Origin of the sequence: Oceanobacillus sp. CFH 90083 (assembly GCF_009389585.1) — a bacterium.
Taxonomy (GTDB): domain Bacteria; phylum Bacillota; class Bacilli; order Bacillales; family Amphibacillaceae; genus Oceanobacillus.
Map to the genome: position 1 here is coordinate 127,234 of NZ_VIYG01000004.1, position 23,433 is coordinate 150,666.

Annotated in this window: 23 protein-coding genes and 1 other annotated feature; of the genes, 17 read left to right on the top strand and 6 right to left on the bottom strand. The window is 38.6% G+C overall.

Annotated elements, in window-relative coordinates; translation table 11 throughout:
• Positions 1–24: 24 nt before the first annotated feature.
• Entirely contained in the window at positions 25–810 is a 786-nt protein-coding gene (locus FLK20_RS07480; protein ID WP_152655944.1) for a helix-turn-helix transcriptional regulator, read from the bottom strand.
• A gap of 214 nt (positions 811–1,024) precedes the next feature.
• Between FLK20_RS07480 and FLK20_RS21580 the strand changes: the two genes are divergently transcribed.
• The gene (locus FLK20_RS21580) at positions 1,025–1,183 is read left to right on the top strand and encodes an RAxF-45 family protein (protein WP_194165570.1); all 159 of its coding nucleotides are present in this window, start codon (positions 1,025–1,027) and stop codon (positions 1,181–1,183) included.
• Positions 1,184–1,308: 125 nt separating this feature from the next.
• A complete protein-coding gene (abc-f, locus tag FLK20_RS07485) occupies positions 1,309–3,210 on the top strand; it encodes a ribosomal protection-like ABC-F family protein (protein ID WP_152655945.1) in 1,902 nt (633 codons plus the stop codon).
• 80 nt (positions 3,211–3,290) lie between these two features.
• Here abc-f and FLK20_RS22375 read toward each other — a convergent pair whose 3' ends face one another.
• Positions 3,291–4,025, bottom strand: coding sequence for a hypothetical protein (locus FLK20_RS22375; protein WP_152655946.1), 735 nt, complete (start codon positions 4,023–4,025; stop codon positions 3,291–3,293).
• Between the two features lie 133 nt (positions 4,026–4,158).
• Between FLK20_RS22375 and FLK20_RS07495 the strand changes: the two genes are divergently transcribed.
• The 11 genes from FLK20_RS07495 to FLK20_RS07540 all read left to right on the top strand — a co-directional run bounded on the left by FLK20_RS07495 (position 4,159) and on the right by FLK20_RS07540 (position 14,616).
• The gene (locus FLK20_RS07495) at positions 4,159–5,337 is read left to right on the top strand and encodes an AI-2E family transporter (RefSeq protein ID WP_152655947.1); all 1,179 of its coding nucleotides are present in this window, start codon (positions 4,159–4,161) and stop codon (positions 5,335–5,337) included.
• 374 nt (positions 5,338–5,711) lie between these two features.
• Positions 5,712–6,521: an MIP/aquaporin family protein gene (locus FLK20_RS07500; protein ID WP_152655948.1), complete on the top strand. Its 810-nt coding sequence runs from the start codon at positions 5,712–5,714 to the stop codon at positions 6,519–6,521.
• Positions 6,522–6,625: 104 nt separating this feature from the next.
• Positions 6,626–8,128 (top strand): glycerol kinase GlpK, encoded by a 1,503-nt coding sequence (gene glpK / locus FLK20_RS07505; RefSeq protein ID WP_152655949.1) that lies wholly within the window; start codon positions 6,626–6,628, stop codon positions 8,126–8,128.
• A gap of 95 nt (positions 8,129–8,223) precedes the next feature.
• Positions 8,224–8,491, top strand: a binding site (T-box leader).
• A 106-nt stretch (positions 8,492–8,597) separates the two neighbouring features.
• The gene (gene metG / locus FLK20_RS07510) at positions 8,598–10,244 is read left to right on the top strand and encodes a methionine--tRNA ligase (RefSeq protein ID WP_152655950.1); all 1,647 of its coding nucleotides are present in this window, start codon (positions 8,598–8,600) and stop codon (positions 10,242–10,244) included.
• A 269-nt stretch (positions 10,245–10,513) separates the two neighbouring features.
• Positions 10,514–10,885: a GntR family transcriptional regulator gene (locus FLK20_RS07515; protein ID WP_152655951.1), complete on the top strand. Its 372-nt coding sequence runs from the start codon at positions 10,514–10,516 to the stop codon at positions 10,883–10,885.
• Between the two features lie 8 nt (positions 10,886–10,893).
• The gene (locus FLK20_RS07520) at positions 10,894–11,763 is read left to right on the top strand and encodes an ABC transporter ATP-binding protein (RefSeq protein WP_152655952.1); all 870 of its coding nucleotides are present in this window, start codon (positions 10,894–10,896) and stop codon (positions 11,761–11,763) included.
• Entirely contained in the window at positions 11,756–12,367 is a 612-nt protein-coding gene (locus FLK20_RS07525; RefSeq protein ID WP_152655953.1) for an ABC-2 transporter permease, read from the top strand. Before FLK20_RS07520 ends, FLK20_RS07525 begins: the two co-directional genes overlap by 8 nt.
• 191 nt (positions 12,368–12,558) lie before the next feature.
• Positions 12,559–13,428: an ABC transporter ATP-binding protein gene (locus tag FLK20_RS07530; RefSeq protein ID WP_152655954.1), complete on the top strand. Its 870-nt coding sequence runs from the start codon at positions 12,559–12,561 to the stop codon at positions 13,426–13,428.
• On the top strand, positions 13,421–14,032 hold the full coding sequence (locus FLK20_RS07535) for an ABC-2 transporter permease (protein WP_152655955.1): 612 nt from the start codon (positions 13,421–13,423) through the stop codon (positions 14,030–14,032). The genes FLK20_RS07530 and FLK20_RS07535 overlap by 8 nt, the downstream gene beginning before the upstream one ends.
• A gap of 45 nt (positions 14,033–14,077) precedes the next feature.
• Positions 14,078–14,215, top strand: a complete 138-nt coding sequence (locus FLK20_RS21585; RefSeq protein WP_194165571.1) for a GOLPH3/VPS74 family protein — start codon at positions 14,078–14,080, stop codon at positions 14,213–14,215.
• The gene (locus tag FLK20_RS07540) at positions 14,200–14,616 is read left to right on the top strand and encodes a GPP34 family phosphoprotein (protein WP_152655956.1); all 417 of its coding nucleotides are present in this window, start codon (positions 14,200–14,202) and stop codon (positions 14,614–14,616) included. Before FLK20_RS21585 ends, FLK20_RS07540 begins: the two co-directional genes overlap by 16 nt.
• A 164-nt stretch (positions 14,617–14,780) precedes the next feature.
• On the opposite strand, the gene FLK20_RS07545 is transcribed toward FLK20_RS07540, so the two are convergent.
• The 4 genes from FLK20_RS07545 to FLK20_RS07560 all read right to left on the bottom strand — a co-directional run bounded on the left by FLK20_RS07545 (position 14,781) and on the right by FLK20_RS07560 (position 18,834).
• Positions 14,781–15,446: a PepSY domain-containing protein gene (locus FLK20_RS07545; RefSeq protein WP_152655957.1), complete on the bottom strand. Its 666-nt coding sequence runs from the start codon at positions 15,444–15,446 to the stop codon at positions 14,781–14,783.
• A gap of 381 nt (positions 15,447–15,827) precedes the next feature.
• Positions 15,828–16,724, bottom strand: a complete 897-nt coding sequence (locus FLK20_RS07550) for a permease prefix domain 1-containing protein (RefSeq protein WP_227994910.1) — start codon at positions 16,722–16,724, stop codon at positions 15,828–15,830.
• A 1-nt stretch (position 16,725) separates the two neighbouring features.
• The gene (locus FLK20_RS07555; protein WP_370453171.1) at positions 16,726–17,070 is read right to left on the bottom strand and encodes a PadR family transcriptional regulator; all 345 of its coding nucleotides are present in this window, start codon (positions 17,068–17,070) and stop codon (positions 16,726–16,728) included.
• A gap of 216 nt (positions 17,071–17,286) precedes the next feature.
• Positions 17,287–18,834, bottom strand: a complete 1,548-nt coding sequence (locus FLK20_RS07560) for a helix-turn-helix domain-containing protein (protein WP_152655959.1) — start codon at positions 18,832–18,834, stop codon at positions 17,287–17,289.
• Between the two features lie 217 nt (positions 18,835–19,051).
• Between FLK20_RS07560 and FLK20_RS07565 the strand changes: the two genes are divergently transcribed.
• The 4 genes from FLK20_RS07565 to FLK20_RS07580 are packed head-to-tail and all read left to right on the top strand — an operon-like array spanning position 19,052 to position 23,343.
• The gene (locus FLK20_RS07565; RefSeq protein WP_152655960.1) at positions 19,052–20,617 is read left to right on the top strand and encodes a PTS transporter subunit EIIC; all 1,566 of its coding nucleotides are present in this window, start codon (positions 19,052–19,054) and stop codon (positions 20,615–20,617) included.
• A 24-nt stretch (positions 20,618–20,641) separates the two neighbouring features.
• On the top strand, positions 20,642–22,027 hold the full coding sequence (locus FLK20_RS07570) for a class-II fumarase/aspartase family protein (protein ID WP_152655961.1): 1,386 nt from the start codon (positions 20,642–20,644) through the stop codon (positions 22,025–22,027).
• Between the two features lie 29 nt (positions 22,028–22,056).
• Complete coding sequence (locus FLK20_RS07575) at positions 22,057–22,797, top strand: Cof-type HAD-IIB family hydrolase (protein WP_152655962.1); 741 nt, start codon at positions 22,057–22,059, stop codon at positions 22,795–22,797.
• 57 nt (positions 22,798–22,854) lie between these two features.
• Positions 22,855–23,343: a PTS sugar transporter subunit IIA gene (locus FLK20_RS07580; protein WP_152655963.1), complete on the top strand. Its 489-nt coding sequence runs from the start codon at positions 22,855–22,857 to the stop codon at positions 23,341–23,343.
• Positions 23,344–23,433 lie beyond the last annotated feature (90 nt).

Sequence of the window (23,433 nt, forward strand, 5' to 3'; positions counted from 1 at the left end):
TTCCCGATTGCTCTATGCAAAAATTTAATGAGAAATAGGCGAACGCTGCAGGAAGTGTTTCATTAATAATGGTAAAGAAATAAGAATGGGCGGATCTGTAATTTCTGGTTTTCTCATGATAAGACGGGCCTCGGGCAGTGCGTGTTTTCCATCAATACAAATTGGATAAGGATGGCGTGCACGTAATGTTTCATGCGGGATAAGAATCGTTTTGGAATCCATTTCCCATGATATAGCAGTTGCCATCAGAAAGTAAGTGCCGACAGGAATGTTCGTTATGTGAAAAGAATCAGACTGCATGATTAATGTTCCGCGGACTGGCAATCCTTCTGGGATCGGCTTTGGAAATAGACCGGCCAAGATAATACCATTGAAGGCTTCTTCTGTATGGATGGACCCGGATAATTGATGAAAAGAAGAAGTATTTATCCTGGGATTCTGCAGCCGGTTCTGTTTTAAATGGGTCATATATTCTTCAGAATGTTGCCGGGTAGCACGAAATGAAGCAGGCGTCATTCCAATGCTGTTGGTAAAACGTGTGGTAAAGGTTCCCAGACTTTGCTGACCAATTTCAAGGCCTATATCCCGGATTGGGAAGGCAGTGTTCAGTAATAATTCCTTGGCAAGCTGCAGCCGTAAGCTGGAAATATAGTACATTGGAGATACACCGACCTGACGCTTGAACATACGGGAAAAATGATAAGGGCTGTAAGCGGCTTCATTAGCAAGTGTGTTGAGTGAAAGATCCTTATCCAGATTTTGTTGAATAAATAAAATAGAATCCTGAACAGCCTTTTCTTGTATCAGCATTATTTAAAACCTCCTCTATTACGAGTATAGCTTATTAACGGAGAATATCTAGATATAATGTTAGAACTTTAAGTTATTTTTAAAGGGGTTTTTCATTCTCGAAAAAAAAGCTTGATAAAGATGGAATATCCGGGCAATAGCTTTAGGAAATTTGCATGCAGCACAAAATTTTTATATAATGAATATAATTTACTTAGGAAATGGAGGTGTAGAGATGTTTTTACAAGCTGAGAAGTCGTGCGGAGACTGGATAGAATTCTTATATTACTGCCGTGCGAAATTTGCGGTATTTGCTGCTGACGGGATAGGTCTGTCCTTTTTTAGCAATTTAATAGCAAATACAAAAGCAAAAAAGCATCTCTGCATCCGATAAAGTACGGTTGATTATGAACCTTAACCTTATGAACACACAGGGAGAATATGCTCTTTGTGTGTTTTTTTGTCTTTATAGCGACGATAGCTTTATCTTCATGCAGAGAAGATAAAGGAGAATAAAAAATGATTTGTCAAATGAATCAAGTAAAGAAAATGTACGGTGGAAATATTATATTTGAAAATTTATCATTAGAGATAAAAGAGAAGGAACGCATTGGTATCGTTGGAAGAAATGGAGGGGGCAAGACCACGCTGCTGCGGTTAATGGCGGGAATAACGAAACAGGATGAAGGAAATATTCATTGGAAGAAAGCAACGACCATCGGCTATTTGGAGCAAATTCCTCATCCGGGAGAGGGAATACGTGTATTTGATGTGCTAAAACAGTCTCATGAGGAAATTGTAGCATTGGAAAAACGGATGAAAGCGTTAGAGCAAGCAATGCAGAACCAAAATTCAGAAAAGGAAATGAATAAAAATATTGAGGAATATGGAGAAGCACAGGATCGTTTTACGGTTCTGGGCGGCTATGAATTAGAAGCCAATATTGACCGGATTACGACCGGATTACAAATTGATGATTTGTTACAGATGCCTTTTGAACAAATTAGCGGCGGAGAAAAAACAAAGGTCGGCTTAGCGAAAATTCTCCTCCAGGATCCAGACTTACTACTGCTGGATGAGCCGACCAATCATTTGGATCTGCCGGCAGTTGAATGGCTTGGTGAATTCCTGAACAACTATGAGGGGACTGTTGTTGTTATTTCACATGACCGCTACTTTCTGGATGAGGTAGCCGGAAGAATTTTAGATTTAGAGGATGGTGAGCTTGCTGTTTATCATACGAATTTCACTGGCTATGTGAAGGAAAAGGAAGAACGGCTGCTCCGGGAGTTTCAGGCTTATGAAGAGCAGCAGAAGAAAATAAAGAAGATGAAGGAAGCCATTAAGCGTTTGAGAGAGTGGGCGAATCGTGCCAACCCGCCAAATGAAGGACTGCATAAGCGTGCCAAAAATATGGAGCGTGCATTGGAGCGGATGGAAAAATTAAATAAACCGCAGTTACATCGGAAAAAGATGCAAATGGAATTGGACAGTTCGGACCGGAGTGGGAAAGATGTGGTTGTAATGACAGCTGTGCGGAAGCAATTTGGGGCAAAGCTGCTTTTTGATAACGTAGATATGCATATTCGTTATCAGGATCGTGTTGCAGTTATCGGGGAAAATGGAACAGGAAAATCAACGCTGATCCAGCTGATGCTTGGTAATTTAGAGCCGGATCAAGGGGAAGTTATGATTGGCAGTAATGTAAAGATTGGCTATTTATCGCAGCATGTTTTTCATGATATTGATCCGGATCAGACAGTGCTCGAAACTTTTCGTGAAGCGATTTCGGTTACGGAAGGAAAAGCAAGGCATATCCTGGCAAAGTTTCTCTTTTACGGGGAGCATGTTTTTCGTAAAGTAACACAATTAAGCGGCGGTGAAAAAATGCGTCTTCGCTTGGCACAGCTGATGCATCAGGATATCAATACGCTTATTCTCGATGAACCGACCAACCATTTAGATATTGATTCAAGAGAAGTATTAGAGGAGACCTTGGAAGGCTTTGAAGGAAGTCTGATTGCTGTCAGCCATGACCGTTATTTCTTAGATAAACAGTTTGATTATCTATATTGGATAGAAGACAAGCGCATAACAAGATATCTGGGGAATTATTCATGGGCAAAGGAAAGGCGGAAAGGACAGCTGCCAGAAAAACAAACAGCACCATCTTCCCCGGATAAAAAAACAAACAAGAATACGAAAAAATCGTATAGAACCCCAGAGAGTCCGGCAATAATGATAGAGAAGCTGGAGAAGCAAATCGAAGGGCTGGAAGCGGAAATCTATGCGATAGAGCTGAAAATGGCAGGCACGACAGAAGTGGAAGAGCTGCAAAAGTTACAGGAACAGAAGGAAAATTATGGTAAAGAAAGGCAATATGCCTATGAAAAGTTACTAGTTTTGGAGAGTGAAGGTTAGAAAACGAAGCCATTTGTTAAAGGGGACATGAAAGCATATTTTGCTTTCATAGAATCCCTTATACTCTGGGGTACAAGATTTCAGGTGAAGGTATTTGCCTGGACGCAGACGGCATTACTCACCCCATAAAAAGCGTTGGGGCTGCGATTACTCACCCCATTAAAGGCGTTGGGGTTGCGATTACTCACCCCATTAAAGGCGTTGGGGTTGCGATTACTCACCCCATTAAAGGCGTTGGGGTTGCGATTACTCACCCCATTAAAGGCGTTGGGGTTGCGATTACTCACCCCATTAAAGGCGTTGGGGTTGCGATTACTCACCCCATTAAAGGCGTTGGGGTTGCGATTACTCACCCCATTAAAGGCGTTGGGGTTGCGATTACTCACCCCATTAAAGGCGTTGGGGTTGCGATTACTCACCCCATTAAAGGCGTTGGGGTTGCGATTACTCACCCCATTAAAGGCGTTGGGGTTGCGATTACTCACCCCATTAAAGGCGTTGGGGTTGCGATTACTCACCCCATTAAAGGCGTTGGGGTTGCGATTACTCACCCCATTAAAGGCGTTGGGGTTGCGATTACTCACCCCATTAAAGGCGTTGGGGTTGCGATTACTCACCCCATTAAAGGCGTTGGGGTTGCGATTACTCACCCCATTAAAGGCGTTGGGGTTGCGATTACTCACCCCATTAAAGGCGTTGGGGTTGCGATTACTCACCCCATTAAAGGCGTTGGGGTTGCGATTACTCACCCCATTAAAGGCGTTGGGGTTGCGATTACTCACCCCATTAAAGGCGTTGGGGTTGCGATTACTCACCCCATTAAAGGCGTTGCTATGATTTTTATTATTTCTAATGTGCAAAAAATGGTGAGCTTGGTAGAGATTCCTGTCGTTTTTTACGATATAATAGAAGTAACTTAGAAATATAAGGAGAAGAGAAGGTGCTGCATTGAAATCCGTTAACGATAAAATAGACTTATTTAAACGTTTTTTCTTAAATAACCGCTTTGTTGTATTTTTAGTCATTCTATTGTTAATTGGCTTGAATGTACTGATATTTACACATATTTCCTTTGTATTTACCCCTTTTGTGGTGCTTTTGAAAACAGTATTACTGCCAATTATTTTATCGGCGATCTTATATTATTTATTGAATCCAATTGTGAATTACCTGGAAAAGAAAAATGTGAAGCGAATCTATTCTATCTTTGGATTGTACCTGATTATTATCGGGATTTTAACTATCTTAATCAGCTCAGTCTTTCCTTTTTTACGAGATCAGATTACGAGTTTTATAACAAGCTTGCCTCCGTTTATTTCAGACATTGAAAAAATGGTAAATGATTTTATCGGCGGAAATTTCATTAATCAATTTCAATTAGTAGAATATATCGATCTGCAAGGATTTGCGACACAATTGTCCGATCGCTCGCTCGATTTAGTGAATAGTGCTTTCTCCAATATTGGAAGTGTTATCGGAGCGGTAACAGAGGTAGTTTTGGCAATTGTGACACTGCCATTTATCTTGTTTTATTTATTGAAGGACGGAGAAAAGCTGCCAGGGTATTTCCTGAAATTTTTACCAGTGTCAATGAGAAAGCCGACATTTGTTATTCTAAAGGAAATGAACCATCAAATCAGCAGCTTTATCCGCGGGCAAATTATTGTTGCCTTCTGTATTGGAGTGCTCATGTATATCGGTTTTACCATTATAAGGCTGGAATATGCACCAGTATTGGCGTTAATCGCTGCTTTTACAAATGTTGTTCCTTATCTTGGACCGGCGATTGCTATTACTCCAGCGTTAATCATTGCGCTTGTGACTTCTCCGTTTATGGTTATCAAGCTAATTATTGTCTGGACCATTGTTCAGCTGATTGAAGGAAAGTTTATTTCCCCGCAGATTATGGGGAGAAACCTCCGTGTGCATCCGATTACTATTATCTTTATTATTTTGACATCGGGGAATTTATTTGGAGTTATCGGTGTACTGTTAGCTGTACCAGGTTATGCGCTGCTGAAAGTATTTGTAACACATGCTTTTGAATTCTTTAAAATTCGCAGTCAATTGTATGAAGAAGACTTAGAATCAGAAAAAAGTGATGAAAGTACTGTTCAAAAGGAATAGGTGAAAGCAGCTGATTTATTTGCTGAATCTATGCTGAGTAATTTATTGTGTGTACCAGCTTGTCTATGCGGATATAACATTAGGATATATGTCCTGGGCTTTCTTTTTATAGAAGGTTTAGGGCATTTTTAATTCGAAGGGACAGGGAAATCCCTGCTTAGCACAAAAATTGAAATTATTGACAGCGTTTTAATTTTGTTATATGGTATTCTATGACAAGTTAAGGGTTGTGTCGGAGAGTGAGTTCACACAGTAAATCGTTCTTTCATGGGGAAGAGTGCGATTGTATCTGTGTGGACTTTTTTATTTTGCGTTCTTTCCCGATACTTGTTAAGATCAATAGAATTTTCTATTTAGCAAAGGGGATATAGAATATGTCTGAATTTGCAGCTGAATTAATTGGAACTATGATTCTTATCATTTTAGGTGCGGGGGTTGTCGCTGGTGTGGAGTTAAAAAAATCGAAAGCGGCAGGTGCTGGCTGGGTCCTGATTACGATAGGCTGGGGACTTGGTGTGACGATGGGCGTTTATGCAGTAGGGAATGTGTCTGATGCCCATCTTAACCCAGCGGTAACCCTTGGGTTTGCAACGATTGGCGAGTTTCCATGGGCCAAGGTGCCGGCCTATATATCCGGTCAATTAATTGGTGCTCTCATCGGTGCAATAATTGTCTTCTTTCAATATCTTCCGCATTGGAGAGAAACCGAAGATAAAGGGGCAAAGCTTGGAGTATTTGCGACAGGTCCGGCTGTAAGAAGCTATCCAGCCAATTTAGTAAGTGAGATCATTGGAACTTTTGTATTGGTGATGGGCCTGTTATTTATCGGTGCAAACGAATTCACGGAAGGATTAAATCCGGCTATCGTTGGTTTATTAATTGTTGCGATTGGTATGTCGTTAGGAGGGCCGACTGGCTATGCGATTAATCCTGCCCGGGATTTAGGTCCGAGAATCGCACATGCTATTTTACCGATTACCGGTAAGGGAGGATCGGATTGGAGTTATGCGCCGATACCTGTTATTGGTCCCATTATCGGCGGTGTGTACGGTGCTATTTTCTATCACGCTATTTTTCAAGGAAGCAGGAGCATTGGTTTTTGGATAATGAGTGCGGTGGTCGTCGCCATATTTATAGCAGCTTTTGTAAATGAACAACATCGGGAGAAGCATTCCATGGCATAAATAGGAATAGAAAAAAAGAATTAAGGGAATGCAATGAATAGGGTTTATGTACACCTGAGCTTTTAAATCAGGGAGATTTCAAATAGAAAATGGAGGAGTCAGGGATGGCAGAGAAATACATTCTTTCAATCGATCAAGGAACAACCAGCTCACGTGCAATTGTATTTGACAATAAAGGGGAAATTGTCGACACAGCACAAAAAGAGTTTAAGCAATATTTTGAGAAGCCGGGCTGGGTAGAGCATGATGCTAATGAAATTTGGACATCAGTGCTTGGCTGTATTGCAGAAGTATTAAATAAAACAGGCATTGAAGCGAATCAGATAGAAGGAATTGGAATTACCAATCAGCGTGAGACAGCAATCGTCTGGGACAAAACTACTGGCAGACCAATTTATCGGGCGGTTGTCTGGCAGTCCCGGCAAACGGAGCCTATTTGTAAGAAGTTAAAAGATCAAGGATATGAGGATACATTCCGGGATAAGACAGGACTCCTGATAGATCCGTATTTTTCAGGAACTAAAGTGAAATGGATACTGGATAATGTAGAGGGAGCAAGAGAAAAAGCGGAAGCAGGGGATCTATTATTTGGAACCGTGGATACATGGCTTATCTACAAATTTTCAGGCGGACAAACACATGTTACCGACTATTCCAATGCTTCCAGAACATTGATGTTTAATATTTACGATTTAAAATGGGATGATGAGCTTTTAGACATTCTCGATGTACCAAAATCAATGCTTCCGGAAGTACGTCCGTCTTGTGAGAAATATACAAAAACCGTATCCTACCATTTCTTTGGCGAGGAAGTTCCAATTGCCGGTATTGCTGGTGATCAGCAGGCAGCTTTATTCGGTCAGGCTTGTTTTGAACAGGGAATGGCGAAAAATACGTATGGTACAGGCGGCTTTTTATTAATGAATACAGGTGAAAAACCGGTTGAATCAAAGAATGGATTATTAACAACAATCGCCTGGGGTGTTGATGGAAAAGTAACCTATGCATTGGAAGGCAGTATTTTTGTAGCCGGTTCTGCTATTCAGTGGCTGCGGGACGGCTTAAGAATGATTGAATCCAGTCCGGAAAGTGAAGGTTTCGCAACCCGGGTAAATTCAACGGATGGCGTGTATGTTGTGCCTGCTTTTGTCGGTTTGGGAACACCATATTGGGACAGTGATGCACGTGGAGCCGTATTTGGGTTAACAAGAGGAACCAAAAAAGAGCATTTTATCCGTGCTACATTAGAATCTTTGGCTTATCAGACCAGAGATGTCATGGAATCTATGGCAACGGACTCAGGAATGGAATTAAAAACGCTCCGTGTAGACGGAGGAGCGGTAAAAAATGATTTCTTAATGCAGTTCCAAAGTGATATTTTGGATGTAACCGTAGAGCGACCTGTTATTCAGGAGACAACAGCACTCGGGTCTGCTTATTTGGCAGGACTAGCTGTCGGTTTCTGGGAAAGCCAGGAAGAAATCGCTAAGCAATGGAAAGTAGAAAAGACATTCGAGGACAAAATGGATAATGAAGAAAGTGAAAAATTATATAAAGGCTGGCAAAAAGCTGTCGAGGCGACACGTGTGTTTAAGCTGGAAGAATAATATTACTTCACTACGTATTCAACCTGGGCAGAATACTCAATTTTAAATAAAAGTTGATAATATTGTCCGATAAGAGTAAACTGAAACAAATAGTTAAACAGGCAATGAGAAGGAAAAGTAGATTGGGAAGCGCTAAAAAGAGAGTCTCTGCTGGTGGAAATGAGGCAGCCATCCCCAATTGAACAATGACCTTTGAGCTGCGCACTGAACTCCTTTAAGGGATAGTAGGCTGCGACGAGAGGCACTCGTTACAACAGCAACTGTATAATCTGCTGGTACAACCCACCAGACGTACAGACAGAGGCAGGCTGTGTGAGCAGCCTGCGAACATTAGGTGGTAACACGGGAATACTCGTCCTAAGCTTTCTTTAGTATTGAAAGCTTAGGACGTTTTTTATGTCTTGAAAGAGGGTTTATCTCATGACTGTGTCTATTTTGAATTAGAATTACACAAGAAGGAGTGTTGAACATGGCTGTATTTATTGGCGGTGCATGGCCGTATGCAAATGGTTCACTGCATTTAGGACATATTGCAAGCTTACTGCCGGGGGATATTTTAGCAAGGTATTATCGTTTAAAGGGAGAAGAAGTGCTGTATGTTTCCGGAAGTGATTGTAATGGGACACCGATTTCTATCCGTGCATCACAGGAAGGGACCACAACTGAGGCTATTGCCGAAAAATATCATCGGGAATTTGTGGATACCTTTGAAAAATTAGGCTTCTCCTATGATTATTATACAAGAACAGATAGTACATTCCACCATCAGGCAGTACAGAAAATCTTTTTAGACCTGCTTGATAAGGGATATTTAGAGGAGAAAACGACAGAGCAGGCCTATTGTGAAAAGGATAAGCGCTTTTTACCGGATCGTTTTGTAGAAGGACGATGTCCAGTCTGTGGTGAAAATGCTCGGGGGGATCAGTGTGATCATTGTTCTGCTGTTCTTGATCCGCTTGAGCTGAAGGATAAAAAATGTAAGCTTTGCGGTGAAGAACCGGCGATACGCGAGACAGCACATTATTATTTTTCCTTTGGCAATTTTTCAAATGAGCTGACTTCCTTTGTCAATCAAGCAGAAGAAGAAGAGCGGTGGCGTGATAATGCGATTCAATTTTCAAAGCGCTATTTACAGGAAGGGCTGCGGGAAAGAGCCATTACGAGAGATCTTCCTAATGGGATTGATGTTCCTGTAGAAGGTTTTGAAGGGAAAAAGATATATGTATGGCTGGAGGCTGTTGCGGGTTATTTAACTGCCAGTCAGGCGTGGCGAGAGGCTAACCAGAAAAGTATTGAGCCGTGGTGGAAACCAGATTCCTCAACAAAAGCTTATTATGTACATGGTAAAGATAATATTCCTTTTCATACCATTATCTGGCCGGTTCTATTATTAGCGGTTGGAGAGAAGCAACTGCCTACTCATATCGTTTCCAATGAGTATGTCACCTTAGAGAAAAGAAAAATATCAACAAGTAATAACTGGGCCGTCTGGATAAAGGATGTACTGGAAACCTACCATCCAGATTCATTACGTTATTTCCTAACCATTAATGCTCCTGAAAACCGCGATGCTGATTTCTCCTGGCAGGAATTTATCCTCAGCCATAACAGTGAATTATTGGGGGCATATGGAAACTTTGTCAACCGTACCCTGAAATTTATTGAGAAGAATAGTGATTCTAATATCCCTCAAGCGGCATTGGAAACGGACATAGTCGATAAAGTAGAAAAGCTTTATCCAGTTGTTGGGGAGCTTGTGGAATCAGGGAAGCTGAAACAGGCATTGAATGAGATATTTGGCTTTATAAGGGAAGCTAATAAATACTTTGATATTCAAGCGCCTTGGAAGCAGGTGAAGGAAAATCCTGAAGAAGCAGATAAAACATTGGCAACCTGTGTATACATTATTGTAAATACTGCGCAGTTGTTGTATCCTTTCCTGCCTTATTCCGTAAAGCAGGTTCAGAAAATGCTGTCGATCAAAGAGCTGGGGTGGAAAGAAATCAGTAATCTTCCCAAACAGGTGGAGGAAGTAGTACCGCTATTTCAAAGGATAGATAAAGGGAAAATTGAAGAGGAGAAGCAGAGGCTGGTGCAGCAATCTGCTTTGAATTAAATGGTTTCACCACTGTAAAAAGATCTTGAGATGTATTCAAGGTCTTTTTTTATGGTTGAAAAAGATAATGAAAGATGGTTTAATTTGTATATATTGTTTATGAAGTATATATACATTAATTAATGGGAGGGAGCCGGCAGCGGATAAATTTTCTCTCCTGATTTTTTCTAAATAAGGTGATGTTCTTAGAACTTAGCTTGACGAAATTATCCAATCCTTTTTATACTGTGTATAATGTAGATATACAATCAGAAAAATGAGGTATGGACATGCAAATTATCATATCAAACAGCTCCAAAGAGCCAATTTATGAGCAAATTTTGAAGCAGATTCAAACGGCAATCCTGTCAGGTGAGCTGGCGGAAGGAGACGCATTGCCTTCTATCAGACAGTTGGCAAAGGATTTGAAAATAAGTGTGATCACGACAAAACGGGCTTATGAGGAATTAGAGAAAGCGGGATTTATCTATTCGATTGTCGGAAAAGGCTCGTTTATAGCGGAGCAAAATTTAGATGTTATCCGGGAGAAAAAATTAAAAGTGATTGAAGAGCAGCTGAGCGCAGTTATTTCGAATAGTAAGGAAATCGGTCTGCCCTATGAAGAGCTGCAGGAATTATTAAAGCTGTTGTACGAGGAGTAGTGATGGGGATGGAAAATGTGATAGAGCTCCGTGGTGTATCAAAAGCGTTGAAAGCATTCACGATAGATAATATGAATCTGCAAATAAAGCAAGGCTATGTAACTGGATTTATTGGGGCAAATGGTGCAGGCAAGTCCACGACGATGAAGCTTATTATGAATCTGCTGCAGCCGGATAAAGGGAAAGTGAGTGTGTTCGGATTGGATTATGCCAATCATGAAAAAACAATAAAGGATCGTATCGGATTTGTTTACGACAGCAATATATTTTATGAATCCTTGAATTTGAAGGATATCAGCAGGATTGTTGCACCGGCTTACAAACACTGGGACGACAAGCAGTTTAAGTTCTATGTGAAGCAGTTTGAATTACCGTTAAATAAAGCTATTAAAAAATTCTCTAAAGGAATGCAGATGAAAGCGTCCATTGCGATTGCTCTCTCGCATGATGCAGAGCTGATTATTATGGATGAGCCGACTGCCGGTCTGGATCCGACATCTCGGCGGGAGCTGTTAGATATTTTCCAGGAAGTGATGGTTGACGGGAAAAGAACGATTCTTTTCTCCACACATATTACAAGCGATCTGGAGCGTATCGCCGATTATATTGTTCTGATTGATGAAGGGCAGATTCTTTTTGATAAACCTGTTTATGAACTGCAGGAGCAGTATGCGATAGTGAAAGGCAGCACGGAATTGCTTGATGCAGATACGGAAGCGTATTTTATAAAAATAGAACGTTCTCCAAACGGATTTCAGGCGTTGACAAAGGATGTGGCAAAAGTAAAAGAAGTCTTCGGCGAGCATGCTGTTATTGAAGAAGCATCCTTAGAGGAAATCATGTTTTATATGAAAGGAGCAGATCATCCATATGATTAATTTAATCAGGAGAGACCTAATTATACAGAAATTTCAGCTGTACGTATTCATTCCATGTATTCTTTTCTTTATTTTCTTTGGTTCACATCTTTCAGCCTTTTTTATTTTTGTATTTGCAGGATTTTTCATACCAATAAACGCCTATTCGTATGATGAAAAGGCAGAAACAAATATTTTATTGAATTCTTTACCGTATACACGTACGCAGATTATTGCATCCAGGTATATTGGTGCGATTTTTTATATGACAGTATCTATTGGTATCGCGGTATTACTTTTCTATGTATTTAATCGTCCTTTTACATGGGCTGATATAGCTATTGGAGTTGGGATTACCCTTACCATGTTTGCCTTTGCTTTTCCATTGTTCTATCTTTTGAAGCCGGGGCATATTGGAACAGCAGTTACGATAGGATTTATTCTATTAGTTATATTAATGGGTCCGGTAATCACATTTTTCGAGGAGTACTTAACACCGGCAGTTAATTTTCTTTCGAGCGTATCCACTTCTTTACTGTATTTAAGCAGTGTGGGGGTTATCACGGTGTTGTATGCAGCTTCTTGGCTGATTAGCCAAGTAATTTATCAGCGAAAAGCTTTTTAAAAATCTATATTCTTTCTTGAATAGACATCGATTAGAGATCTTAAGCATGAAGCTAAGGTCTCTTTTTTTTGCAGAAAATCATTTTGTGGTTGCAAAGAATAAAAAAAGATGCTTTAATAATGTATATAGTGTTAATATAGTGTATATACAATATTGATTTTAAATACAAAATGATGAGAGGAGTAATAAGTATGGAAAATATAGTAGAATTTAAAAACGTAACCAAACGTTTTAAAGATTTTTCCTTAGAAAATTTTAATTTGCAAATAAAACAAGGGTATGTAACAGGATTTGTCGGGGCTAATGGAGCAGGAAAATCAACAACGATGAAGCTGATGATGAATCTCTTGCAAGCAGATGAAGGAGAAGTAAAAATCTTTGGAATGGATTATGCTGGTAATGAGAAGGAAATTAAGGAGCGCATGGGCTTTGTCTATGATAGCAATGTGTTTTATGAAAGTTTAAATTTAAAAGATATCCGGCGAATTGTTGCACCAGCTTATAAAAATTGGAATGACAAGACATTTTATAACTATATCAAGATATTTGAATTACCTTTAAATAAAGCAATTAAAACTTTTTCCAAAGGAATGCAGATGAAAGCTTCCATGGCAATGGCGTTATCCCATGATGCAGAATTTATTATGATGGATGAGCCAACAGCGGGATTAGATCCGGTTTTCCGGAGAGAACTGTTGGATATCCTGCAGGAATTGATGGAGGATGGAAAGCGCACGTTATTCTTTTCGACACATATTACCAGTGATTTAGAAAGGATTGCGGATTATATTACGTTTATTCAGAAAGGGAGGCTTCTTTTCAATGATTCCAAGGAGGATGTACAGGATCGTTATGCATTGGTCAAAGGAAGTACTGATATACTCAATCGAGAAACAGAAGAACTGTTTATAAAGGTAGAGCGCTCGTCTTATGGATTTCAAGCTCTGACAAATGATGCGAGAGAGATAAAAGCATTATTAGGTGATCGTGTCATGATTGAGGAAGCAACTTTGGAAGATATTATGTTTTATGCGAAAGGAGCGAAAAAGCAACATGTTTAACTTGATAAAAAAAGATATCATTATACAAAAAACACAGCTTCTCCTATTTATCCCACTAATTATTTTTCTTGTTTTCTTTGCCCAGAATCTTAGTCCAATTCTTATTTTTCTGCTAGCTAGTACATTTATATCGGCAAATGCCTATGTATATGATGCTTTGACAGAATCAAATATTCTACTAAATTCTTTACCTTATACACGCAAGAAGATTGTCGCTTCCCGATATCTTGGTGCTATTGTATATATGATTATATCAATTGCACTGGCAGGGGGTGTTCTATATTTAACAGGTTATGGCTATGAAATGATGGATATGGCTATAGCGGTCGGATTATTCTTCATTTTTGCTGCTTTTGCTTTTCCATTATTTTATATCTTAAAACCGGCTTATATAGGGGTAGCAGTTTTAATCGGGACAATTGTTTTAGCATTAGGTTTTCAACCCGCTTCCCGTTTCTTTATGGAACATATGACAGTAATTACAGATTTCCTTGTAAGCACATCAACAACAACGCTTTACCTAATCGGTGCAGCTACCTCTATTGGTCTGTATCTAATTTCGTGGATGATCAGTCAATTTATTTATCAGCGTAAGGTATTTTGAATGTAGCGGCCAAAACTATCATACAGCTTGAAAGAAGCAATGAACATGCTTTTATTAGCTGAACAGCCTTTCTTATTATCCATCGATCCAAAAACAAATCGAGCCTATGCACATGCTTCTTCGGCATTACCTTATAGCTTAAGCAGCGCTTTGCTGGCAGAACTTATGTGGAGGAGCAGGTAAAGCTGCATCATTCTAAACTGAAAGTCATTCCTACAGAAGTAGACGACCCGCTGCTAAAAGAAACCATGGAGATGATGCAACAAAAAAGTGAGAAAACACTAAAATATTGGGTTTCTGCTTTGAAACATTCGCATAAAAATATTGCCAGTAAAATTGCGACTAAATTAGACCAGGCTGGTGTAGGGAATATGGAGGAAAAAAGGATATTAAGTATTTTCCCATCTTATACGTACACGTTTAATCAAGTGGATTTTATTAGACGGATGCAAAAAAGTAAAAAACAAGAGCTCTTAGAAAAAGAAGAAGAGCGAACCATTGTATTAATATCATTAGTTCATGTCAGCAGCTTGCTTCGTATCGTATTTCCAGACCGGAAAGAATCAGGCAGAAAAACAAATTAAGCAGCTGAGTAAGAATCTGCCTGTGTCCAAAGCTGTTAAAGCAACAATTGATTCAATTAATGCCGCTATTTTGCTGCCTCCTCTTCCGCTTCAAGGTCTTCGTCTAAAAAACAACATAAAGAAAGCAGGCTCAAGCTCTTAGCTTAGCCTGCTTTCATTAGAATTTAATCATCCACTTCCACATGCAGCTGTTCCCCAGACACCGCATCAATATAAACATCTACTTCCTGAGATCCCATATCTTCAAAATTTATTTCATATTCCGGGCTGCCATTCTCAAACTCTAAGGACCAGCTTTTGGCAGTGATACCTTCTGTTTCGGGAGCTTCAGATGCTGTAGCTAATGCTTCCTCTGCCGTGACATAATCAGCGAGGACTAATTCCTCATAGCGGTCATCTGAATCCTGCTGCTCCTGTTCCTCAGCTATAATTTCACCGGCTTGATTGATTTCAGCAGAGTATTCCATGGAATCATCAAAACCGTCTATATCATAGACAAGCTCTCCTCTTTCTTCATCCAGCTGAATAGAGGAAACACGTGTATCCGGGAAATTTTCCTGGAAGGCACTGACTGCATCTTCCACACTTAACGATACATTTGTAAGATCTAAGGCATCGTTACCGTCGGCTGCACCATTATTATCATTGGTATTTGCATCATCCGTGTTTTCATCTTCTGCATTTGTATCTTCATTATTATTGTCTGCATTTTCACTTGTATCTGAATCGTTTGTTGCGTCATTTCCTGTGTTGTTGTCATCGCTTGTCCCACAAGCAGCTAAAGTAATGGAAAGAAGCAAAGTGAAGCATAAAAATAATATTTTTTTCATGATAGTTCATCCTTTCCAATCCCCATTGAAGGAGAGTTATTGTATAAAATCATAATACCCAATGTTAGAAAAATCAAACTGGAACATCACTTTTTTTGACAGCAATTTTTTATTTCGACTCTCCTATAAGGTAATGTGTTCCTGTTTCTGCTTTTTTATACAATTATTTTATAAAAAAACACCCATGCTGCATAGCAGCATGGTGTAAAGAGAGATTACCTACGTGTTCAAAAAGTTCGATAAAAAGGATCAAGAAGTTCAAGGCGACGCGGCTTTTACGAACGGAGCGTATGCTCTTAAATACGTGAGTATCGGAAAAGCCGCGTCAACGCAGAAATTCGCCGTATCACTTTTATTGGACTTTTTGAACATCCTCTTATATTATTTTGCAGTGGAATTACGCTTGTGCTTTGATATCATACGGTACTCAATCAAGAGCTCTCCAACAATAGCAAATAAAAAGACAGGAAGGGCGTAGAGGATATTCGTCAGTATCCAGATAATAAGAAAGACGCCCATCGTTCCAATCCATAAAGCTCCTGACAGCATTCCACGTTTCGTTATCTCTTCTGTATCCTTATAATAGCCTGTGTAAGCTTCATGATGTCGTTCATGCTCTTGCATTAACCATGGCTTGAATCGCTTCTTTTCTGTAAGAATTAAAAAGGCAATTACCAAAATACCGGGTAACACAAAAGGAATCAGCACACCCAAAATAGCTGCAGGATCACTATTTTCCATAAAATATTGTGAACTGGAGATAGAAATTCCAAATAAAATAAGACCAACTGCAAGGGTATAAATAAGCGCCCGTTTCCAATGCATCGGGTATTTGGCTGTTGTTTCCGTTGTCAATCCTAAATAAGTTAAAGCTGCTCCTGCAGGCACAACAAATGGCAGAAGGGAGGAAATGGCAATGAATAAATTATCTCCTGTAGAAAAATAAGTGATCAGGCTTGTAATAATTCCAAACAATAGAACTCCCGCAGCAAGTGTATATCCAATCGCGTAACCGGCAGAAAGCTTTGGTTTTGTATCTACATACATTTTTCCAATAATCTCCTTTCTTTTTTCTCTGCTTAAATCATCAGCAATTGCTGTAATATCACCTAATTCTGCGACAGCTTCTGCGAATGCCTCATCAGAGGATTTTCCTTTCTTTTCTAAATCTTGTACACGATCCTTTAAATTCATCATGATTTCTTCTTTAAAATCTTCCAGCTCAGGGGTTGACTCATAGCTCTGAAATAAATCATCCACATATTTTTTTATCATCATGTTAATCAATTTCCTCCTTCAGTAATCGATTTAAAATACGTTGGGTAAATTCCCAATCGGCAATATTCTGTTTATACTGTATGCGGCCTTTATCGGTAATCCGATAATACTTTCTGCGGCCGCCCTGGCTTTCGTCTCCCCAATAGGCGACGATACAAGCTTCCTTTTCCAAGCGCTTATAGCTCGAATATAATGTAGCTTCCTTCAATTGGTACAATCCATCCGTGCGATCCATAATTGATTTATAAATTTGATACCCATAGGCATCGTTTTTCATCAGTATTCCCAATACAATCGTGTCGGTATGCCCGCGTAATAAATCTGCTGAAATCCTTCCTTCCAACAAAACCCCTCCTTGCCTTGCAATGAGTCATCTCATCTATATTAAATAAAATACTATGACAGACAAAGTAATTATTTGTATAAGTATATTACTATGTCTGTCATGGTATGTCAATGAAAAAAGTATTCGATTAATAAAAAAGGCCGGGAGCACCCCAGCCTTGGCTTCTGTTTGTAATTAAACCAGCAAATATTTTTCTATCAGCGACGAAGGCTTCTCTTATAGAAAGTGAGAAGGATAATTTTTAATCAAATATTCCTTCATCTCATCCGCTGTTTTCCCTTGCAAAACAGGAACGATCTCTTCAGCAAGTATTTTTCTGCGGGAGCTGCTGGAAAAGCCAATTTGCAGCAGCATATTGATATCGTCATCATTAATATAGAATTTTACTTTCAGGCATGTATAGCCCTGCTCCTCAATAAGTGTGGCAATACGGTTGGAAAAGGTAAGGACATAATCATAATCAAGATAAGCCAACGCATGCAATTCATTAATATGCAATGTTTTAACAATTTTAATATCCAGGTAATGATTTAACGTAGCTCCGAAAAAATCTGCTTTCTCTATAGAGGAATTCGTAACAATTACAATACTTTTTGTGTTTCTCCCCAAGATTTTATTTTCGTTAATATGCTTTCGAAAAATAAGTGTGAGTGTTGCAATTTGATCAGATGATAATTGAAGTTCATTGGAAATAAATGAATCTTGTTCGATTAAATGATAGAGATTTGGAAATTTTCCCGCAGTTTGATCCAGCTTATTATCATAAAAATCAAAGCGATAATCCGAACGCAGAATACATTTGAAAATAAACTGATACATTTCTTGAAATAATTCATGTTTTGAGTATATATCCGTAATAATGTTTGATTGAACAACAGAAATAAATTGTGTTACTTTTTCTTCCAGCCATTGTATTTGAATAGATACGTTGCTCTCCTTATTCATAGTATCCAAAGAAAATAATATATGGTTAAATATTTGATTCTCCATTGAATGCTTAACAAACTTGAATGGTGACGGAAATGTAATGGTTGTATGAATTTTTTTACTTTCATAGTATCCCAGATGATTCCTGTAAAATGTAATCATGGCGTATAGAAAAATAAACTTTTTAGAAGGATAAGATAATTCTATGTTTTGTTGATAGATAATCGTTTCAATCAAATTTTTTACTTGGTTGTGAATAAAATTTGTTTCAGTTAAAAAGTATTCTGCGATTAATACTTCCATTGGATTATTAGCTTGCCGGAGATATAGTTTATTATCCTTATCCAGCTCAAATAGCTTAACCAGAATTTTTGCAGCTTCTATCCGAATCAGGGTTTCTTGACCGCTGATACGAATCCCTTTTTTTCGAACAATCTCTTTGCAAAGCCCTGCCTGCTTTAACTGCTTTGTCAAATGACGGTTATCTTTTTTCTTGGTGCTCATACTTAATCCCAGGTGCTGATATAGTCTGGAGGTATTAACAACTTCTTTTAAAATGGATTGCACAATGATAAAAGATAACCGTTCCTGTTGTGATGGAATATATGCATAAAAAGGGATGCTTTGAACAATTTGGATATATTCCTTATACGTCATCTTACTTTGAATTTTATGGTTTTTAGGTACAAGCTGCTGATGCTTTGATAAATAGGCATTAATGGAATCAATCCTTCTGTAAATACTTCCTTCACTTCGATTGAAAGCTTTTGTATTTGATAAATCAATCTCTCCATGCTCTTGAAGGTGGTTGAGTAATTTTAAATCAAGAGAATCCATAGCCAGATTCCTCCTCACAGGGATTGCCTAAATGGCTTTGTAAATACTAGGTTATTTCATTTTCTTCCTGCAGAAAACATAGGTTTAATAGTAAATTTAACTTTGCTGATATAAATGAGGGGTACTTTTTGAGATGCATTTTTATTGAAAAACTTCCTTGTTATACCCCTGATATAATTCTACACTTAATTTAATAAATGAGGAAGGAAGAGAAGGAATGAAATTAAATAACGTCAAAGATACAATTCAAAAATTTGGAAGATCTTTGTTATTACCAATTGGTGTCATGGCTCCTGTGGGGATGCTCATGGGAATATGCGGCGCTTTAGGGCAGGATTATATGATTGAAAGGCTGCCTTTTCTAGATAATGCAGTCATTCAAACTTCCATTAATAGCCTGCGGGATATTACAGGAATTGTTTTCGAGAATATACCGCTTCTCTTTGCTATGGGCGTTGCATATGGGATGTCGAAGAATGAAAAGGGAATAGCTGTGTTTGCCTCTGTATTGGGATATTTAACGATGCTTATTGTAATGAATGTGTATCTGACAGTTACAGGAACATTAGTTGAAGACCCTGAGACAATGTCGCAAGTCGGACAGGGAATCGTGTTAGGAATTCAAACATTACGAATTGATGCTTTTGGAGGAATAATAGCAGGTTTAATAGCCGCCAAAATTGCAGATCGTTTTTATAGATTGGAATTACCGCTGGCATTTGCTTTCTTTGGCGGTAAAAAGTCTGTACCAATCATAACATTTTTAGTTATGATTCCGGTCGGGTTAATCATACCGATTATCTGGGGACTATTCACACAATTTTTATTAAGTATTTCATTTATATTTATGAATCAGCATTTTGGAGTTGGTGTTTACTGGGCTGCTCATCGTGCGTTAATACCTTTTGGCCTGCATCATGTACTTGCCTCTGTAGTTCGTTTCTCAGAAGCCGGTGGAGTCTACTTGATTGATGGGCAAAATTATATGGGTATTTTAAATGCTACCAATCAGATTTTATTTAATTTAGGTCCTTCTCATGAAGCATGGGATCGTTTAATGCCTGATTTAGTGAAGTATTTGGCATCTGGTCAAATGCTGATTACATTGTTTAGAATTCCGGCAATTGGATTAGCGATGTATCATACATCTTTTGCATCCAATAAAACGATTGCGAAAGGAACTATTCTGACAGTCGTATTAACAGCATTTTTAGGAAACGTTACGGAGCCGCTGGAATTTTCATTCTTATTTATTGCTCCGCTGCTATTTGTCGTTTATATCATATTAAGTGGCATCATGGCATTACCATTAAACTTTTTAGATATATCGATTGGTTATATTCGAGGAACTATATTTGACTTTGGTATCTTTGGTTTATTATACGAAGACACAAATTGGTATCAGCTTGTTCTTTTAGGTATTGTAAACTTTATTGTTTTCTATTTTGTTTTCCGGTTTGCTATTACAAAATGGAATTTAAAAACACCTGGTCGTGAAGCAGAAATAAAAAATGTAAATTTATTAAAAGAAAAAAGATATCCTGAAATTGCAGCAATTGTTATTGAAGGGCTTGGCGGAAAAGAAAATATTAAGAATGTCGACAACTGCGTTACCCGATTAAGAGTAGATTTAAATGATGATGAGAAAGTTGACTTGGAAAAATTAAAAGATTCCGGCTCATCCGGCTCCTTTATGGCTCAAAAAAATCATATTCATGTCGTATTTGGACCACATGTTGAATTTGTCAGAAATGCAGTTGATGAGAAACTATATCCAAAATAAAGCATAAGGGAGCAGGAAATAGATATGAGAGCGTTATATGATTCCAAAACAAAAACAATGTATGATTATGGAATAAGAGAATTATTAGGTTCCAATCAAAAATATCAATCCTGGCTGGATGTGGAAGCAGCATTAGCAGCTGCTCAAGGAGAGCTGGGCATCATACCGGAAGAAGCCGCAAAAAATATTAATGAAGCAGCCCGATTAGAAAATATAGATTTAGAAGAAATGGAACGATTAAAAGAAAGTGTGGGACATGGCTTTGTACCCTTTCTAAAAGTGTTCATTAAAGCTTGTAACGAAGAAAGCGGTAAGTACGTGCATTATGGTGTTACAACGCAAAATATTCAGCAGACAGCACAGCTTCTGGTTGTTTCAAAAATACATGATCGCATGATGAATGTACTTGCAGATATTTTATCTCACTTAGGAGATTTGGCAGAAAAGCATCAAAATACAGTAATGCCTGGGCGTACACATGGAAGGCATGCGATTCCGATTACTTACGGATATAAAGTTTCTGTGTGGATCAGTGAGACAATTGATGCGATAGAAAGACTGTCCGAAGCAGCTAAGCGGACATTCCAAGTAATGATGGGAGGAGCTGTCGGTTCATTTAATACGTTTGGAGAAGCTGGTATAAAGTTGCAGTCAGAAGTAGCTAAGCTGTTAAATATGCATGCAATGCAGGTACCGTCAAGAAATATAACCAGTCATAAAACAGAATATATTCATGCACTTGCTTTATTAGCAAATGGATTTCATAAAATTGCTGAAGAAGTATACACAACATCTATTGAGGAAATCGGAGAGGTTTCGGAAAGCTTTGCAAGCGGCACAATTGGTTCCAGTACAATGCCGCATAAAATTAATCCAAAGTTATCCAAAGGAATTATTGCTAATGCCCAAAAGCTCTATACGCTTCCGCAGCTTTGCTTAAATGCGGCTGCAAGGCCGTATGAAGCAGACAGCAGTCAGTATATGGTGTTTGATGCTGCGCTAGAAGAGGCCATAGAATTAATTACAGAGATTGTTTTACGAACAGAGGAATTAACGAAAGGAATCTCTGTTCATGTAGATAAAATGAAGGAAAACGCTTCTCTGAATAAAGGATTGGACAACAGTGAATTTATTATGATGGAAATAGCGAAGAGGCTTGGAAAAGATAAAGCACATACGATTGTTTACAATAAAGCGATACAAGTGCAGACAGAGGGAAGTTCATTTGTAGATGCTTTATTGGAAGATAAGGATGTGAATGAAATGTTTTCCAGGGATGAAATCAAGAGCATGCTGCTCCCGGAAAAGTACGTTGGTGCAGGGCATATTATTGCCGGGAAACAAGCTGAAAGAGCGTTTCATGTATCTGAAAAAATAAAAAAAGATATGAAATTTGATGGAGCAGAATAAGGCGATCCCGTTTCAGGAGTGTGTTCGATATGATTAAACTTGTTGCTGTTGACATGGATGGAACACTTTTAGATACGAATAAACAAATATCCAGTGCAAATAAAGATGCCATCCAAGCTTGTATAGATCAGGGAATTAAAATCGTTCTTAGCACAGGCAGACCTTTCAGCCATGTAAAACCATATGTCAATGAATTAAATTTAAATAATTTTTTTGTTACAGCTAATGGCGGACAAATATTAAACGCAAAGGAGGAAGTGATTTCCCAGCATTATCTTTCTGCTGATCATTTGTCAAAGCTTGTCGATCTTTGTGAAGCAAATAAATTAAGTTACTGGGCACTGACTGCGAGGGAATTCTTTACGAATCAATTTCCAGCCAATTATATGGACAAAAGCTGGTTGAAATTTGGAATCAGGCTGGAAACAGCGGAGGAAGCTGAAATTCTCCGCAAATATTTAAAAGAAACGAATCTCTATGAGGTTTCAAATACGCTGCCAACTAATATTGAATTAAACCCCGTAGGTATAAATAAAGCAACGGGTATTGAATTTGTTTGTAAGCAAATGGGGATTGATATGAATGAGGTAATGGCAATAGGAGATGCACTGAATGATGCCAAGCTTATTAAAAAGGCTAAACTGGGGATTGCGATGGGAAATGCCCAACAATATGTCAAAGAAATAGCTGATTTTATAACAAAAGATAATAATAATGACGGCGTAGCATGTGCATTGAATAAATTTATTTTACGTGTCAGGGAGGGGTGACATTTGTGGGAATCCGAACTCTGCACAGCATGATGCAAATAAAATGGAGGGATAGCCATGTTTGAAAAGCTTTTTAAAAAGAAAGAGAATCAGGAGATTGAATTATTCGCTCCGATTAATGGAGAGGTAATTCCTTTGGAGGAAGTGCCTGATCCGGTATTCGCTGAAAAAATGATGGGCGACGGCATTGCTATTAAACCAGCTGATGGAAAAGTTGTATCACCTATTGATGGGAATATTGTGCAAGCGTTCCCGACAAAGCATGCGGTAGGGATTAAAGCCAGCAATGGGACGGAAATTTTAATTCATATTGGCTTAGAAACCGTTGCTTTGGATGGTGAAGGGTTCACCATCCATGTCAAAGAAGGAGATAAAGTGAAAAAAGGCGATGCTCTTGTTGATGTCGACTTGGCAGTTGTAGGTGAAAAAGCGGTGAGTACGGTTACGCCAATGCTTATTACAAATATGAGTGATATCGAAGCTTTACATAAACAGGATGTGAAGCAGGTCCGGGCAAGTGAAGATGTTGTGATTAGGGTGAAATAAAAGGCTTTGACAATAAACTGATTTTGTTGGGACTGAAAGAAGATAAAAGCATACAGTTAGAAAAAAATAGCAGTTTTCCGATTTGAAGTG

What these genes read in the sequence shown, in the direction of transcription:
- FLK20_RS07480 (WP_152655944.1), bottom strand. Translation starts at nt 810, where the DNA reads ATGCTGATACAAGAAAAGGCTGTTCAGGATTCTATTTTATTTATTCAA.
- FLK20_RS21580 (WP_194165570.1), top strand. Translation starts at nt 1,025, where the DNA reads ATGTTTTTACAAGCTGAGAAGTCGTGCGGAGACTGGATAGAATTCTTA.
- abc-f (WP_152655945.1), top strand. Translation starts at nt 1,309, where the DNA reads ATGATTTGTCAAATGAATCAAGTAAAGAAAATGTACGGTGGAAATATT.
- FLK20_RS07500 (WP_152655948.1), top strand. Translation starts at nt 5,712, where the DNA reads ATGTCTGAATTTGCAGCTGAATTAATTGGAACTATGATTCTTATCATT.
- glpK (WP_152655949.1), top strand. Translation starts at nt 6,626, where the DNA reads ATGGCAGAGAAATACATTCTTTCAATCGATCAAGGAACAACCAGCTCA.
- metG (WP_152655950.1), top strand. Translation starts at nt 8,598, where the DNA reads ATGGCTGTATTTATTGGCGGTGCATGGCCGTATGCAAATGGTTCACTG.
- FLK20_RS07515 (WP_152655951.1), top strand. Translation starts at nt 10,514, where the DNA reads ATGCAAATTATCATATCAAACAGCTCCAAAGAGCCAATTTATGAGCAA.
- FLK20_RS07520 (WP_152655952.1), top strand. Translation starts at nt 10,894, where the DNA reads ATGGAAAATGTGATAGAGCTCCGTGGTGTATCAAAAGCGTTGAAAGCA.
- FLK20_RS07525 (WP_152655953.1), top strand. Translation starts at nt 11,756, where the DNA reads ATGATTAATTTAATCAGGAGAGACCTAATTATACAGAAATTTCAGCTG.
- FLK20_RS07530 (WP_152655954.1), top strand. Translation starts at nt 12,559, where the DNA reads ATGGAAAATATAGTAGAATTTAAAAACGTAACCAAACGTTTTAAAGAT.
- FLK20_RS07535 (WP_152655955.1), top strand. Translation starts at nt 13,421, where the DNA reads ATGTTTAACTTGATAAAAAAAGATATCATTATACAAAAAACACAGCTT.
- FLK20_RS21585 (WP_194165571.1), top strand. Translation starts at nt 14,078, where the DNA reads ATGCTTTTATTAGCTGAACAGCCTTTCTTATTATCCATCGATCCAAAA.
- FLK20_RS07545 (WP_152655957.1), bottom strand. Translation starts at nt 15,446, where the DNA reads ATGAAAAAAATATTATTTTTATGCTTCACTTTGCTTCTTTCCATTACT.
- FLK20_RS07550 (WP_227994910.1), bottom strand. Translation starts at nt 16,724, where the DNA reads ATGATGATAAAAAAATATGTGGATGATTTATTTCAGAGCTATGAGTCA.
- FLK20_RS07560 (WP_152655959.1), bottom strand. Translation starts at nt 18,834, where the DNA reads ATGGATTCTCTTGATTTAAAATTACTCAACCACCTTCAAGAGCATGGA.
- FLK20_RS07565 (WP_152655960.1), top strand. Translation starts at nt 19,052, where the DNA reads ATGAAATTAAATAACGTCAAAGATACAATTCAAAAATTTGGAAGATCT.
- FLK20_RS07570 (WP_152655961.1), top strand. Translation starts at nt 20,642, where the DNA reads ATGAGAGCGTTATATGATTCCAAAACAAAAACAATGTATGATTATGGA.
- FLK20_RS07575 (WP_152655962.1), top strand. Translation starts at nt 22,057, where the DNA reads ATGATTAAACTTGTTGCTGTTGACATGGATGGAACACTTTTAGATACG.
- FLK20_RS07580 (WP_152655963.1), top strand. Translation starts at nt 22,855, where the DNA reads ATGTTTGAAAAGCTTTTTAAAAAGAAAGAGAATCAGGAGATTGAATTA.